The following is a 14571-nucleotide window of genomic DNA, read 5'->3' on the forward strand; positions in this document are numbered from 1 at the left end:
CGGAGTCCGACGATGGAATATGCGCACCTTCTCCGCAGAATGCCGCGGCCTCCACCGATAGCAGCCGCGACTTAACGCGCGTTTCAATTCCGCGGCGTCAGGCGGTGTCGATGAAATGACATGAATCGAATGTGAAGAAAGCGATCCATAATTCTGATCGGTAGCTTTGTTAGGGGACGACCGCACCAACGATGCCCCCCTATCGGAACCTGACCTGACCGGCTAGGTTATCGTCTCATCATACCAGCGCACCCTGCGCTTGCGGACCATTTGCATGACGACACTTCTTCTGAGCCATCCGGCCTCGCTCGATCACCTCACCCCGCCCGGCCATCCTGAACGCCCCGACCGTATGCGCGCGGTGGCGCAGGCACTCAGCGAAGACCGCTTTAACGCGCTGGTGCGGGGCGACGCGCCGGAGGGCAATCTCGACGTCGTCAGCCTCTGTCATGACAATCATTACATCGATGAATTGCGCCATGTCGCGCCGAGCAGCGGCCTCGTCTATCTCGACGGCGACACGTCGATGTCCCCCGGCACCTGGGAAGCGGTGATGCGCGGCGTCGGCGGCGCAATCGCGGCGACCGACGCGGTGATGAAAGGCGAGCACAGCAATGCCTTCGTCGCGACGCGCCCGCCCGGCCATCATGCCGAGCACAACAAGCCGATGGGCTTCTGCTTCTTCGATCAGGCCGCGATTGCAGCGCGGTATGCGCAGCGCACCTACGGCATTACCCGCGCGGCCGTCGTGGATTTCGACGTCCACCATGGCAATGGCACGCAGGACATTTTCTGGGCCGACCCCACAGTGATGTATTGCTCGACACATCAGATGCCGCTGTTTCCCGGTACCGGTGCATCGCAGGAGCGCGGCGAGCACGACACGGTCGTCAATGCACCGCTGCATGATGGCGACGGCAGTGCAAAATTCCGCTCTGCCTTCGACAATCTCATCCTGCCGCAACTGCAGAAATTCGCACCGGAACTGCTGATCATCTCCGCAGGCTTCGATGCGCATCGCCGCGATCCGCTCGCGTCGCTCAATCTCGACGCCGAGGATTTCGGCTGGGTGACGCGCAAGCTGATGGATCTCGCCGACAGCACCGCCGGTGGCCGCATTGTCTCGGTACTCGAGGGTGGTTATGATCTGCAGGGCTTGAAAGAATCGGCTGCGGCCCATGTTTCTGCGCTGATGGGGGCATCGCGCTGAAGGGGCGCAGGTCGCAAAACGTACCCGCCACAATACGCCCTCAAACATATCTTTGACTCCGTCCTTCCAAAATGCGCACACGGGAAACCGAATGGCCGAGAACACCCATGCTGACGTCAAGAAGCTGACGTTTGAGACCGCGATCGAAGAACTGGAATCGATCGTGAAGCGCCTCGAAGACGGCAAGGTGCCGCTGGAAGAGTCGGTCGCCATCTATGAGCGCGGCGAGGCGCTGAAGCGGCGCTGCGATGAATTGCTGCGTCAGGCCGAAGCCCGCGTGGACAAGATCACCACGGATTCCACCGGCAAAGCGGTCGGCACCGAGCCGCTGGACGTCCAGTAGGAAATCGCGCGGGCTGAGACCTCGCACCACCCCGCGGCCGAATTAGCGCTTGGCGCATGGCGCGGCCTGTTTATAGTCCGCCGTCAGTCCGGGGAACCAGCGTGCGCGTCCAGCACCGTCATGTCATCTATGTGCAGGGATACGATCCGCGGGGCCTCTCGCAGTATTACCGCATGTTTCGGACCGAACTGCGCAAGTTCGGTCGGCTCTACGGCCTGACCACCTCGGTCAGCCGGCCGAAAGGTCATACGGACGGCGAATTCGCGCATGAATCCGCCTCCTGGCGCATCGAAACCTCCGGCGACGGCTGGCAGACCACAACCGATTACGACTTCCTGCGCTGGGAAGACATGATCCAGCGTGATCTGGCCGTGCCTATCTGGCGCACGCTGATCCACGCCATCGCCATCTATTGGGGCCTTGTCTTCTCCGGCACGATGGGCCGGTTCTGGAAGGCGCATTGGCGCTTCGCCACCTTCATCAGCTGGCCCCACGTCCTACTGCTCAACGGAGCGATCTGGTCGGCGGGCATCGCCTGGCTGTTCGCGCTAGGGCTGCAGGCGCTTGGAATACACGGATTTCTGGTGGGCTGCGGCGCTGTGGCGGTGTTCGTGGCGGTGCTCGGCTCGCTGCTGAAATACACCGAAAAGCACACTTATCTGCTCTATCTGATGGCCGACACGATCTTCACCTGGCAGTTTTCCCACGGCAACCGGCCGGACTGGGACGCCCGGATCGACCGCTTCGCCCAGCATCTGGTCCAGGTCGCCAAGTCTACCAAAGCGCAGGAAATCGTGCTGGTCGGTCACAGCTCCGGCTCGTTCCTTGGCTCCGAAATCCTCGCCCGCGCGCTGAAGCTCGATCCGGAACTCGGCAGCCACGGCCCTCGTGTCGTGCTGCTGACGCTCGGCGGCAATATGCCGATCGTCGGCTTCCATAGAGTCGCGCAAGGCTTTCGCGACAATTTGCGGCTGCTGGCCGTGGAGCCTTCCATCGACTGGATCGACTGCCAATCCCGCAAGGACGTGATGAACTTCTTTCCGTTCGATCCCATCGCCGGTCACGGGATCGACGCCGGCCCGGCCCGGCGGAATCCAACCATCGTCCCCGTCCGGTTCCGCGAAATCATCCGCCCGGAACATTACAACCGGTTCCGCTGGAAGTTCTTCCGGGTGCACTTCCAGTTCGTCATGGCCAATGAGCGGCCGCATGCCTACGATTTCTTCATGATCGTTTGCGGGCCTGTGCCTCTCAGGGGGCGTGTCAGTCAGCCGGCTACAACTTTGGCGTTGGTCGATGGCCCCCCCACTACCCGCGAAAACGCATGGAAAAAGCTCGATTTGGGCGTGAAGAGCCCTCCCCACACGGGTTCCCATGAGACGGAACCGGTCGCCCGGCGCATCGGCTAGGCACACCGCGCGAATGTCCATAGCGCCTTTGTGCTGCCACCCCCGCGGGCACGGCGGTTGGCTTTGGCCATCGCTTTGGTGTAAAGGGACTAGGACTATGCGCTGACGAGCAGGCTGAAACGCCGGCCGTTAACGTAGATAAGCGCTTCATTCATCTGGCAAAAATGATCAGATGAAGTCGCCGCCAAGCATGTTAGATATCACACTGAAAAATCGAAGCCCATTATAAGGCCTCGAAACAGGCTTCCCGGTTCTGGAGGCTGCGGTTGTCCGGTGGGCGCGCGGAAACGCGACGGCCCCGAAGCCAGACGCAGTCCCGGACATGTAAAATTGGAATAGTGCCGTGACCGATTTTAGTAAGACACCGTTGCTCGATACCATCAAGACTCCGGAAGATCTCCGGAAGCTGAAGATCGAGCGGGTTCGTCAGGTTGCCGACGAGCTTCGTCAGGAAACCATCGATGCGGTGTCCGTCACCGGCGGCCACTTCGGCGCCGGCCTCGGCGTTGTCGAACTGACCACCGCCCTCCACTACGTCTTCGATACGCCGCGCGACCGCATCATCTGGGATGTCGGCCATCAGGCCTATCCGCACAAGATCCTCACCGGTCGCCGCGACCGTATCCGTACGCTCCGCACCGCCGGTGGTCTGTCCGGCTTCACCAAGCGCAGCGAGAGCGAATACGATCCGTTCGGCGCCGCGCATTCTTCGACCTCGATCTCCGCCGGCCTCGGCATGGCGGTCGCCCGCGACCTCTCCGGCGGCAAGAACAACGTTATCGCCGTGATCGGTGACGGTTCGATGTCGGCCGGCATGGCTTATGAAGCCATGAACAACGCAGGCGCGATGAATTCCCGCCTCATCGTCATCCTCAACGACAACGACATGTCGATCGCGCCGCCGGTCGGCGCCATGTCGGCCTATCTGTCGCGCATGTATTCGGGCAAGACCTATCGCTCGCTGCGCGATGCTGCCAAGCAGCTCGGCAAACATCTGCCGAAACTGATCGCTGACCGTGCCGAGCGCGTCGAAGAATATTCGCGCGGCTTCATGGTCAACGGCGGCACGCTGTTTGAAGAGCTCGGCTTTTACTATGTCGGCCCGATCGACGGCCACAACCTCGATCACCTGCTGCCCGTGCTGCAGAATGTCCGCGACATGGAGACCGGCCCGATCCTTCTTCACGTCGTGACCCAGAAGGGCAAGGGCTACGGTCCGGCCGAAGCCGCCGCTGACAAATATCATGCGGTCGTCAAATTCGACGTCGCCACCGGCACCCAGTCGAAGTCCAAGCCCAACGCCCCGGCCTATCAGAACGTGTTCGGCCAGAGCCTCGTCAAGGAAGCCGAGAAGGACGACAAGATCGTCGCCATCACCGCGGCCATGCCGTCGGGTACAGGCGTCGACATCTTCAACAAGGCGTTCCCGAACCGCACCTTCGACGTCGGCATCGCCGAGCAGCATGCGGTGACCTTTGCGGCTGGCCTCGCCACCGAAGGCTACAAGCCGTTCTGCGCGATCTACTCGACCTTCCTGCAGCGCGGCTACGACCAGATTGTCCACGACGTGGCGATCCAGAACCTGCCCGTGCGCTTCGCCATCGACCGCGCCGGACTGGTCGGTGCGGATGGTGCGACCCATGCGGGCTCATTCGACAATGCCTATCTCGGCTGCCTGCCGAACATGGTCATCATGGCCGCCTCCGACGAAGCCGAACTGGTGCACATGGTCGCGACCCAGGTCGCCATCAACGATTCACCGAGCGCCCTGCGCTACCCCCGCGGCGAAGGCCGCGGCGTCGAGATGCCTGAAGTCGGCATCCCCCTGGAAATCGGCAAGGGCCGCATCGTCCGCGAAGGCAGCAAGGTTGCTCTTCTGTCGTTCGGCACGCGCCTTGCCGAATGTGAGAAGGCCGCCGACGAACTCGCCGCCCACGGCCTGTCGACCACGATTGCCGACGCGCGCTTCATGAAGCCGCTCGACACTGACATGATCCTCAAGCTCGCCCGCGATCATGAGATCCTTCTGACCGTCGAAGAAGGTTCGATTGGTGGATTCGGCTCGCATGTGATGCAGCTGCTCGCCGACAACGGCATGCTCGACGGCGGTCTGCGCATGCGTTCGCTGGTGCTGCCCGACATGTTCCAGGATCACGACACGCCGGCAGCGATGTATGCCCAAGCGGGTCTGGACTCCAAGGGGATCGTCAAGAAGGTGTTCGAGACCCTCGGCAAGGATTTCAAGGCCGAGACCGTCAAGCTCGCTTGATCTGAACGCGACATCGCGTTTGCAATTGCGAAGAGAATACAACGAGGCAATTCGGCAGGAACCGCCGGATTGCCTCGTTCTCGTCTGAATTGGCTCGTCAATGTCGGCGCGGCTCACCATGAGACGGGGACCATATGAATATCTATCTCGCAGGCCCCGACGTGTTCCTGCCCAATGCCGCCGAGATCGGCCGGCAGAAGGTTGCGCTCTGCAAGCGCTACGGCGCACACGGGTTCTTCCCGCTCGATAACGCCATCGACATCAATGCCGGCGACGCCTCACGCCAGATATTTCATGGCAACGAAGCGATGATGAACCACTGCGACATTATCATCGCCAATCTCACGCCGTTTCGCGGCCCCAGCGCCGATGCCGGCACCGTGTTCGAGCTTGGCTATATGGCCGGGCACGGCAAGCTCTGCTTCGGCTATTGCAACGACCCTGCGCTCTATCTCGACCGCGTCCGCCGTATGACGGAGATCACCGAGCAGGATGGCCATCTGGTCGATGCGAACGGGCTCACCGTCGAAAATTTCGGCCTCGCCGACAATCTGATGATGATCCACGCGCTCGATCTCTATGGCGCGTCCATGATCGTCCCCCGTGAAGCACCCGATGATCTCTGGCAGGATCTGACGAGCTTCGAAGCCTGTTTGAAACTTGCTGCATCGTACTGACCATGACGAAATCTCAGAACACTGCTGCCGCGCCGCGCAAACGCGCCGATACTCTTCTCGTCGACCGCGGAATTTTCGAAAGCCGCGCGCGTGCGCAAGCCGCCATCGAAGCGGGGCTTGTGAAGGCCAACGGCAAAGCAGTCGCTAAAGCGTCAGAACCGCTGCTGCTCGACGCCGCGATCGAGGCTGAACCGGCGCATCCCTGGGTCTCGCGCGGCGGCGTCAAGCTGGCCGGCGCGCTCGAGCTATATCCGATCGAGATCGAGGACCACGTCTGCCTCGACGTCGGCGCCTCCACCGGCGGTTTTACAGAAGTGCTGCTGGCCAACGGCGCCAGCATGGTGTTCTCCATCGATGTCGGGCACAGTCAGCTTCATCCATCGCTGCACGGCCATCCGAAAATCATCTCGATGGAAGAAACGGATATCCGCAGCTATGAGAACAAGCGCCTGCCGGCCCGCCCGGATGTGGTTGTGATCGATGTCAGCTTCATCTCGCTCAAGGCGGTGCTGCCTGTCGCGCTATCGCTCGCCGCGGCGCCGATGAGTCTGCTGGCGCTGATCAAGCCGCAATTCGAGGCCGACCGGAAGCAATCCAAGCGCGGCATCATCAAGAACGCTGCCGTGCATCAGGCCATCTGCGACGACATCACGGATTTTGCCAGGACGCTCGGCTGCACCGATATCGAGGTCTTCCCGTCGTCGATTACCGGCGGTGACGGCAATATCGAGTTCTTCATGGGTGCCCGGCGTGGTTGAACGCCTGACCATCGATCATGTCGGCCAGCGCGGCGACGGCGTCAGCCTCACCAGTGGCGCGTCGCTGTTCGTGCCCTACACGCTGGCGCATGAGATCGTCGAGACGGAACGCGACGACGAACATCCGGAGCGCCGACGATTGCTGCAGATCGACACCGCCAGCCCGGAACGAATTGATCCGTTCTGCACCTATTTCACGCGCTGCGGCGGCTGCGCCATCCAGCACTGGCAGCCCGATCCCTATCAGACCTGGAAGCGCCAGATCGTGATCGACACGCTGGCACAGGCGAAGATCACCTGCCCGGTCGATCCGATCGTCGATGCCCATGGTGCAGGCCGCCGCCGCGTGACGTTGCATGCCCGCCGTGGCAGCGATGGCGGACTGCGTGTCGGCTTCGCGGCATCGGCAAGCCACGCCATCATCGCCATCGACGCGTGCCCGATCCTGGATCCAGCACTGGATGGCGCGCTCGATGCCGCGCGCGCGCTGGCCGAGGTGTTGAAGCCGGTCAGCAAGCCACTGGACATTCAGGTAACAGCGGCCAGTAACGGACTCGATATCGACGTCCGCGGCACCGGGCCATTGCCGACCGCGATCATCACAGCGCTGTCGCGCATCGCCGAGGCGCACAAACTGGCACGCCTCACGCGGCATGGTGAACTCGTGCTGATGCGCGTACCGCCTATGGTCACGATGGGCAGCGCGCAGGTTACACTGCCGCCGGGCTCATTCCTGCAGGCCACGGCCGCCGGTGAAGAGACATTGGCGGCGCTTGTGCTCCAACTCTGCAAAGGCGCGAAGAACATTGCCGACCTGTTCTGCGGCATCGGTCCCTTCGCGCTGCGGTTGGCCACCAAGTCGAAGATTACAGCTTTCGACAGCGACGGTGGCGCCATCACCTCGCTGCAGCAGGCCATCAAGGAGACCAAGGGCCTGAAGCCGATCAAGGCGGAGATGCGCGACCTGTTTCGCCGTCCGCTGGTGCCGCAGGAATTACGCGACTTTGACGCTGTCGTGTTCGATCCGCCGCGTCAGGGTGCGCAGGCACAAGTCGAACGGCTCGCGGCAAGCAAGATCCCCGTCGTCGTCGCCGTGTCGTGCAACGTCCAGACCTTCGCACGGGATGCAAAGATCCTGATCGATGGCGGCTACAAGCTCGACCGCGTCACACCCGTGGACCAGTTCCGGCATACGCCCCATATCGAATTGGTAGCCCGCTTCAAACGCTAGTTGTCTTTTCACGGTGCTTGCGCTGGAGTGCACTCACGCTGCCGCACAAGTGCAGCATGGAGGCGACGTGACACCCATCGATCCCAACATTCTGCCGGCTGGAATTCGCTCGCGCTTTGTCGAGGACATCAACGGTTTGCGCGTCCATGTGCTGGAGGCCGGCTTCGAAACCACGGGCCGGCCCTGCATCCTGCTGGTGCACGGCTTTCCCGAACTGGCCTTCAGCTGGCGCAAAGTAATGCCGCAGCTTGCCGCTGCCGGCTATCACGTCATCGCGCCGGACCAGCGCGGCTATGGCCGCACCACCGGCTGGAGCGCGGACTATGATGGCGATCTGCGTCCCTTCAATCTGCTCAACCTCGTGCGCGACGCGGTCGGGCTGGTCGCAGCCTTCGGCTATCGCCATGTCGACGCCGTGGTCGGACACGACTATGGCAGCTCGGTCGCAGCCTGGTGTGCGCTGGTGCGGCCGGACATCTTCAGATCCGTCGTGCTGATGAGCGCGCCCTTTGCCGGGCCTCCGCCGCTGCCATTCGGCACCGCCGATCAGCCGGCACTGCCAAAGGCCGAAGATCCCGTGCATCGCGACCTCGTCGCACTGCCGCGGCCGCGTATCCACTATCAGTGGTACTACGCCACACGCGAAGCCAATGCTCACATGCAACACGCGCCGCAAGGCGTGCGTGATTTCCTGCGCGCCTATTATCATCACAAGAGCGCGGACTGGCCGGGCAACACGCCCACTCCATTGCAAGGCTGGACCGCGAGTGAGCTGGCGAAACTGCCGACCTATTATGTGATGGACCGCGACCAGACCATGGCCGAGACCGTCGCGGCAGAGATGCCGCCGCCTGAACAGATCGCATCATGCAAATGGCTGCCGGACAATGAACTGGCCTTCTATGCCGATGAATATGCCCGCACCGGCTTCCAGGGCGGATTGCAGTGGTACCGCTGCAACACGACAGGCGCGTTCAATGCCGACTACGAGACGTTTGCCGGTCGCACCATCGACGTCCCTTCAGCTTTCATTTCGGGCAAGCAGGACTGGGGCATCTATCAGCGTCCCGGCGCCATCGAGACGATGCAAAACAGCGCCTGCACGAATATGCGCGCGGTGCACCTGATCGACGGCGCAGGCCATTGGGTGCAGCAGGAACAACCACAAGAGGTCAGCCGCTTGCTGCTCAAGTTCCTGAAAGATAACGGTCCGCGCTCATAGTCCCTGCGATCAGGTCAGGCCAGCATCAGCCGACTGGCCTCCTCCATGCTGACATCGCACTCACCCAGCAGATGCGCGACGATCTGTTTCTGCGTTTCGCTTTCGATCACAGCAAACGGATCGGGCGTCATCAGGCGATGATCGATGACGAGGCGCGACAGCAGCAGGCGCCGCGCATCGCCACGTTGCTCGTGGATGCGGTGCGCTTCCCATGTCATCGCGATGGCGCTAGCCACATGATATAGTGAGCTCGTTGCGCGACGGGCATCGCCCTCATTGTCCGAACGTGCAGCCACCTCACGAGCAAAGTCGATCGCCTTGTCTGCCAGACCGCGCAGGCGATCCCGCCATGCCTGTGGCACGCTCGGAGAATCGTCCAGCCGCGCATGCAGATCGGCCGCAAGCGCGGCTTCCGCGCCATGCCGCCCAACCGCACGCATCAGCGCATCGAGCGCAACGATATTGCCGGTGCCTTCCCAGATCGAGCCGAGATGCGCATCGCGCAGCAGCCGCGCGGTGGCGAATTCCTCGATATAGCCGACACCGCCACGTATCTCCATCGCATCGCCGCAGACCTTGCGCGCGTCGCGGGTGGCCCGGAATTTCAGCGTCGGCGTCAGGATACGCAGCAGTGCCGCAGCATCCTGACTGCCGGCCTCGGCACGGTCCAGCGCATCCGCGGTGAGGAAGCTCATCGACAACGCCTGCTCGGTCGCCACCATGATCTTCATCAATTGCCGCCGCGCCAGCGGCATGTCGATGATGCGCTGGCCGAACACGACACGGCCGCGCGCGACTGCCATCGCATCGTGCCAGGCGCGGCGCATCAGCGAGGTCGACTTCACGCCATTCGACAGGCGCGACGAATTCACCATCTCGGCCATCTGCACGAAGCCGCGATCGAGCTTGCCGACGGCATAAGCGATAGCGCCCTCAAGCTTGATCTCACCTGATGCCATCGACCGCGTGCCGAGCTTGTCCTTCAGGCGCACGATCCGGTAGTGATTGGGCGTGCCGTCATCGAGCGTCCGCGGCATCAGGAACAGGCCGACACCCTTGGTGCCGCCGACCGCGCCTTCCGGCCGCGCCAGCAGCATCACGACCTTCGCATCGGCATTGGAGCAGAACCACTTCTCGCCGGTGAGACGCCAGTGATCGCCGTCCTGCACGGCAGATGTCGTCAGTTTGCCGACGTCGGAGCCGCCTTCCTTCTCGGTCATGAACTGACCACCCTGGGTCAGCTTGCTCATGTCGGTCTGCGTCAGCCTGTCGAGATATTTGGCCTTCAGCGCATCGTCGCCGTAATTCGACAGCAATTTCGCTGCGCCATCGGTGACATTGATGGGACACCCCATGCCGAACTCGGCCTGATTGAACAGGAACGTAAAGGCGTGCTTGGCTGTCACCGGATAGGTCGAGGGCCAGCCCATGATCCCCTTGCGATGCGACAAAGCGTGAATGCCAAACTCACCGAAAGCTGCGTTCTCAAGCTCGCGATAGGCCGGGTGATATTCGACCCACTGCACGTCCTGGCCAAACTTGTCGCGCTGGTGAAGCACGGGTCCATGCTTGTCGGCCATCCGCCCGGCTTCATCGAGCGGCCCACCGACAAGACCGCCCAGCCGATCGAGATGCGGCTCGATATGGTTGAACAGATCCTCCGGCAGATGAATACGCAGCAAATCGGTCAGTGCCGGATCGGCCCGGTAGAAATTCATGCCGGACGTGTCGGGTGCGATCAGATTGGCGGCAATCTGGGCGTGGGCGTTCATGACGGCCTCTTGTGTTTGGCAGTTGCGTTTCCATCTTCATCATGCGCCTGCCGCGCCAGCGAATAAAGTGCCCCAGCCGGAGATTTGATCCATGGAAATTCCGCATTACGAAACCGCTTTGATCGTCGGCGTCGGTGAGGGCATCAGCGCATCGCTGGCGAGGCTGCTGTCCAAACGGGGCATCCGCGTCGCACTCGCCGCCCGTAATCCCGGCAAGCTGGATGCGCTGTGCCAGGAAACCGGCGCCAAGGCCTTTGCCTGCGACGCGACCCAGGCCGCGGATGTCGCCAAACTGTTTGCAGATGTCGAACGCCAGATCGGCGCGCCCGATATCGTCGTCTACAACGCCAGCCAACGCGCCCGTGGGCCCTTCATCGAGCTCGCACCTCCCGATGTTGCACAATCCATCGCCGTTAGCGCCTTCGGCGGATTTCTGGTCGCGCAACAGGCATTGCAGCGCATGTTGCCCAACAAGCACGGCGCCATCCTGTTCACTGGTGCCTCCGCGAGTATCAAAGGCTTCGCACAATCGGCACCCTTCGCCATGGGCAAGTTCGCGTTGCGCGGAATGGCGCAGTCGTTGGCCCGCGAGTTTGCACCGCAAGGGATCCACATCGCCCACTTTGTCATCGATGGCGGCATTCGCAGTTCAGTCCGCGTTGAGCCAGCGGACAGGCCGGACTCGATGCTCGACCCCGATGCCATCGCCATGAATTACTGGAACGTGCTACAGCAGCCGCGCAGTGCCTGGAGTTCGGAGCTCGAAATCCGTCCATGGGTCGAAAAATTCTGACGCGATAGCGGGGGCGAGACACATGAGTGAAGCCGTACAGGTCATCGACACCGGCACCGGTGAGCTGCTGTGCGAGATCCGCGAGCGCGTTGCCGTCATCACCCTGAACCGGCCGGAAGCGCGCAACTCGCTGTCGGACCATCTCACGCCTGCATTGCGCACAATGATCCGCACTTGCGGCGAAAATCCTGATGTCGGCGCGCTACTGATTACCGGCGCCGGCACCGCCTTCTGCTCCGGCGGCGACGTGAAGGGCATGGGCGCCCATCGCAAGCAGGCCGTGCTGGAAATGTCGTTTGACGAGCGTGTCGCCGATCTGCAGGAGCGCCAGCGCCTGCTGACCGGCGCCCTCGTTGCCGTACGCAAGCCAACCATTGCCGCCCTGCCCGGCCCCGCGGCCGGCGCCGGTCTTGCCATCGCCATGGCCTGCGATATCCGCATCGCCGCGCAATCGGCTTTCGTCTCGACAGGCTATCTGCGCGTTGGTCTCAGCGGCGATTACGGCATCGCCTGGCTGTTGACGCGTCTTGTCGGCACGGCCCGCGCGCGCGAGCTGATGTTCACCGCCGAAAAAGTCGATGCAAGCCGCGCCGAAGCCATCGGGTTGTTCAACCGCGTGGTGCCAGACGACAGGCTGCAGGACGAGGCTTTCACACTGGCGCGCGGCATGGCGCAGGGGCCGACGCTGGCGCTGCGCTACATGAAGGACAATCTCGACGAAGCGCTCGCATTCGATTTCACGACGGCGCGGGATCATGAGGCGGAGAGGCTGATCCGCACGACCATGACGGCAGATCACCGCGAGGCGGTGCAAGCCTTCATCGAGAAGCGCAAGCCAAACTTCTCTGGCAACTAGGGAATAGCCTCTCCCACGTCGTTGCCGGGCTTGACCCGGCAATCCACCTGTCGGAACGATGCGCATGCGGTCAAGATGGATACGCGGGTCAAGCCCGCGTATGACGACTGAGAGCAAAGCGCATGAAACTTCAACCCACCGTCCTGGCAAAATCGACAAACGCCCGCAGTGCCGCCGGCAATTGTCGGCGACTGGGATAATACATGAAGAAGCCGGGATAGGCCGGGCACCAGTCAGCGAGGACTCGAACAAGCTTTCGCTTGGCGATCAACTCCTCGACCTGCCCTTCGAACACGTAAGCCAGTCCGGCTCCGTCCAGCGCGGCGTCCACCATCAGATCCTGATCGTTCAGTGTGAGCGCGCCCGCGACGTCGATCTCGACCTCGATGCCGCCGCGCTCGAATTCCCAACGATAGAGCGCGCCACCCCAGAAGCGATAGCGGATGCACGGCAGATCTTTCAGCTCATGCGGCGTCTGCGGCAGCTTGTGCTGCTTGAGGAAGCCGGGTGACGCAACGACCGCCGATCGCTGCCGCGGGCCGATCGGCACCGCGATCATGTCCGCCGCAACGGTTTCGCCGAAGCGGATGCCCGCATCGAAACCGGCAGAGACCATGTCGACAAGACCGTCATTCACGGCAATCTCGACATTGATCTCCGGATAGGCTTTCAGGAATCGCGTGACGATCGGCAGCAGCACGAGTTGTGCGGATTGCCGGGCGGCATTGAAGCGCAACGTCCCCGCCGGCTTGCCGCGAAAATGATTGAGGTCCTCCAGCGCATCATTGATGTCCTGGAATGCCGGACTGACCCGCGCGAACAACCGCTCACCCGCCTCCGTCAGCGCGACACTGCGGGTGGTGCGATTGACCAGCCGGACATCAAGACGCTCCTCGATGCCGCGCAAGGCGTGGCTCAGCGCGGAGGCGGACACGCCAAGTTCAACGGCGGCATTGCGAAAGCTGCGATGCCGGGCAATCGCCAGAAAGGTCGCGAGGTCAGCCGGGCCGATCAAGCTCATTATTGAATCCAGCTCATGAACACATGGAATAAATAGAGGATTATTTCAGTTCTGGCGAGCCGCTAAGTGTTGCCCATCAGCCCTGTACTAACGCGGGGCCAACACAGGAGAGACCACCATGCGTGTCTGGTTCATCACAGGAGCATCCCGCGGTTTCGGCGCCCTCATCGCGGCAGAAGCCTTGGCCCAGGGCGATGCCGTTGTGGCAACGGCCCGCGATCCCAATGCTGTCAATGCACGTCTCGGCACCCATGAGCGCCTACTGGCGACGCGGCTCGATGTCACCAGCGAGACCGAGGCCCATGAGGCCGCAGGTCAGGCCGTGAAGAAATTCGGCCGCATCGATGTGCTGGTCAACAATGCCGGTTATGGCCTGCTCGGCGCGATCGAGGAAGCCAGTGCCAAGGAAGTCGAACGCCTCTATGCCACCAACGTGTTCGGCCTGCTCGGCGTCACCCGTGCCGTGCTGCCGCATATGCGCCGGCAGGGCTCGGGTCACATTATGAACATTTCATCCGTCGGCGGATATGCCGGCTTCCCCGGCTGGGGCGTCTATGGCTCGACCAAGTTCGCGGTCGAAGGCATCAGTGAAGCACTGGCCGCCGAAGTCGCGCCGCTCGGCATCCATGTCACGGTGGTCGAACCCGGCTTCTTCCGCACCGACTTTCTGGACGATAACTCGCTGGTGCGTACCGCACTGGAGATCGGCGACTATCACGCCACCGTCGGCAAGACCCGCAACCACGCCGCCGACGTCAATCACGCGCAGCCCGGCGATCCCAGCAAGCTGGCGAAGACCTTCATGCAGCTTGCAGCTGCCAAGACTCCTCCGATCCGTCTGCCGCTTGGCAGCGACACGGTTGCGCGGATTGAGAGCAAGCATGCTTTTGTCGAAAAGGAACTGGCTGCGTGGCGCGACGTGGCCACATCGACAGACTTCGCGAAAGGAACGGCATAGGCGCCGTCTTCAAGACACGCAGATGCGACGAAGCAATCCTGAGCTAGAGACG

13 protein-coding genes are annotated in these 14571 nt (G+C 62.3%); 11 read left to right on the top strand and 2 right to left on the bottom strand.

What is annotated here, in order from left to right; translation table 11 throughout:
* Positions 1-274: 274 nt before the first annotated feature.
* The 8 genes from AB8A50_RS16170 (at position 275) to AB8A50_RS16205 (ending at position 9119) form a co-directional block, all read left to right on the top strand.
* Entirely contained in the window at positions 275-1210 is a 936-nt protein-coding gene (locus AB8A50_RS16170; RefSeq protein WP_439078291.1) for a histone deacetylase family protein, read from the top strand.
* A gap of 91 nt (positions 1211-1301) precedes the next feature.
* A complete protein-coding gene (locus AB8A50_RS16175) occupies positions 1302-1553 on the top strand; it encodes an exodeoxyribonuclease VII small subunit (protein WP_149533944.1) in 252 nt (83 codons plus the stop codon).
* A 101-nt stretch (positions 1554-1654) separates the two neighbouring features.
* Positions 1655-2962 carry a hypothetical protein gene (locus tag AB8A50_RS16180; protein ID WP_439078292.1) on the top strand — a complete coding sequence of 436 codons (1308 nt, stop codon included), beginning with the start codon at positions 1655-1657 and terminating at the stop codon, positions 2960-2962.
* A gap of 343 nt (positions 2963-3305) precedes the next feature.
* Complete coding sequence (gene dxs / locus AB8A50_RS16185; protein WP_089265987.1) at positions 3306-5231, top strand: 1-deoxy-D-xylulose-5-phosphate synthase; 1926 nt, start codon at positions 3306-3308, stop codon at positions 5229-5231.
* 134 nt (positions 5232-5365) lie between these two features.
* The gene (locus AB8A50_RS16190; RefSeq protein ID WP_120287045.1) at positions 5366-5908 is read left to right on the top strand and encodes a nucleoside 2-deoxyribosyltransferase; all 543 of its coding nucleotides are present in this window, start codon (positions 5366-5368) and stop codon (positions 5906-5908) included.
* Between the two features lie 2 nt (positions 5909-5910).
* Complete coding sequence (locus AB8A50_RS16195) at positions 5911-6666, top strand: TlyA family RNA methyltransferase (protein ID WP_093757044.1); 756 nt, start codon at positions 5911-5913, stop codon at positions 6664-6666.
* Positions 6659-7897: a class I SAM-dependent RNA methyltransferase gene (locus AB8A50_RS16200; RefSeq protein ID WP_439078293.1), complete on the top strand. Its 1239-nt coding sequence runs from the start codon at positions 6659-6661 to the stop codon at positions 7895-7897. Before AB8A50_RS16195 ends, AB8A50_RS16200 begins: the two co-directional genes overlap by 8 nt.
* Before the next feature lie 76 nt (positions 7898-7973).
* Positions 7974-9119 (top strand): alpha/beta fold hydrolase, encoded by a 1146-nt coding sequence (locus tag AB8A50_RS16205; protein ID WP_439079985.1) that lies wholly within the window; start codon positions 7974-7976, stop codon positions 9117-9119.
* A gap of 14 nt (positions 9120-9133) precedes the next feature.
* Here AB8A50_RS16205 and AB8A50_RS16210 read toward each other — a convergent pair whose 3' ends face one another.
* Positions 9134-10891: an acyl-CoA dehydrogenase family protein gene (locus tag AB8A50_RS16210; RefSeq protein WP_439078294.1), complete on the bottom strand. Its 1758-nt coding sequence runs from the start codon at positions 10889-10891 to the stop codon at positions 9134-9136.
* 91 nt (positions 10892-10982) lie between these two features.
* Here AB8A50_RS16210 and AB8A50_RS16215 point away from each other — a divergent pair, with 91 nt between their 5' ends.
* The gene (locus AB8A50_RS16215; RefSeq protein ID WP_439078295.1) at positions 10983-11684 is read left to right on the top strand and encodes an SDR family NAD(P)-dependent oxidoreductase; all 702 of its coding nucleotides are present in this window, start codon (positions 10983-10985) and stop codon (positions 11682-11684) included.
* A 22-nt stretch (positions 11685-11706) separates the two neighbouring features.
* Positions 11707-12540, top strand: coding sequence for an enoyl-CoA hydratase (locus AB8A50_RS16220; RefSeq protein ID WP_439078296.1), 834 nt, complete (start codon positions 11707-11709; stop codon positions 12538-12540).
* A gap of 130 nt (positions 12541-12670) precedes the next feature.
* Here AB8A50_RS16220 and AB8A50_RS16225 read toward each other — a convergent pair whose 3' ends face one another.
* Positions 12671-13561, bottom strand: a complete 891-nt coding sequence (locus tag AB8A50_RS16225; protein WP_439078297.1) for a LysR family transcriptional regulator — start codon at positions 13559-13561, stop codon at positions 12671-12673.
* A 118-nt stretch (positions 13562-13679) separates the two neighbouring features.
* Between AB8A50_RS16225 and AB8A50_RS16230 the strand changes: the two genes are divergently transcribed.
* The gene (locus tag AB8A50_RS16230) at positions 13680-14519 is read left to right on the top strand and encodes an oxidoreductase (RefSeq protein WP_439078298.1); all 840 of its coding nucleotides are present in this window, start codon (positions 13680-13682) and stop codon (positions 14517-14519) included.
* Positions 14520-14571: the final 52 nt, after the last annotated feature.

Source organism: Tardiphaga sp. 841_E9_N1_2 (assembly GCF_051811065.1).
Taxonomy (GTDB): domain Bacteria; phylum Pseudomonadota; class Alphaproteobacteria; order Rhizobiales; family Xanthobacteraceae; genus Tardiphaga; species Tardiphaga robiniae.

Bases quoted from the DNA above. Each gene is read 5' to 3' on its own strand.
- AB8A50_RS16190 (WP_120287045.1), top strand. From the start codon at position 5,366: ATGAATATCTATCTCGCAGGCCCCGACGTGTTCCTGCCCAATGCCGCC.
- AB8A50_RS16195 (WP_093757044.1), top strand. From the start codon at position 5,911: ATGACGAAATCTCAGAACACTGCTGCCGCGCCGCGCAAACGCGCCGAT.
- AB8A50_RS16225 (WP_439078297.1), bottom strand. From the start codon at position 13,561: ATGAGCTTGATCGGCCCGGCTGACCTCGCGACCTTTCTGGCGATTGCC.
- AB8A50_RS16220 (WP_439078296.1), top strand. From the start codon at position 11,707: ATGAGTGAAGCCGTACAGGTCATCGACACCGGCACCGGTGAGCTGCTG.
- AB8A50_RS16170 (WP_439078291.1), top strand. From the start codon at position 275: ATGACGACACTTCTTCTGAGCCATCCGGCCTCGCTCGATCACCTCACC.
- AB8A50_RS16210 (WP_439078294.1), bottom strand. From the start codon at position 10,891: ATGAACGCCCACGCCCAGATTGCCGCCAATCTGATCGCACCCGACACG.
- AB8A50_RS16230 (WP_439078298.1), top strand. From the start codon at position 13,680: ATGCGTGTCTGGTTCATCACAGGAGCATCCCGCGGTTTCGGCGCCCTC.
- AB8A50_RS16175 (WP_149533944.1), top strand. From the start codon at position 1,302: ATGGCCGAGAACACCCATGCTGACGTCAAGAAGCTGACGTTTGAGACC.
- AB8A50_RS16215 (WP_439078295.1), top strand. From the start codon at position 10,983: ATGGAAATTCCGCATTACGAAACCGCTTTGATCGTCGGCGTCGGTGAG.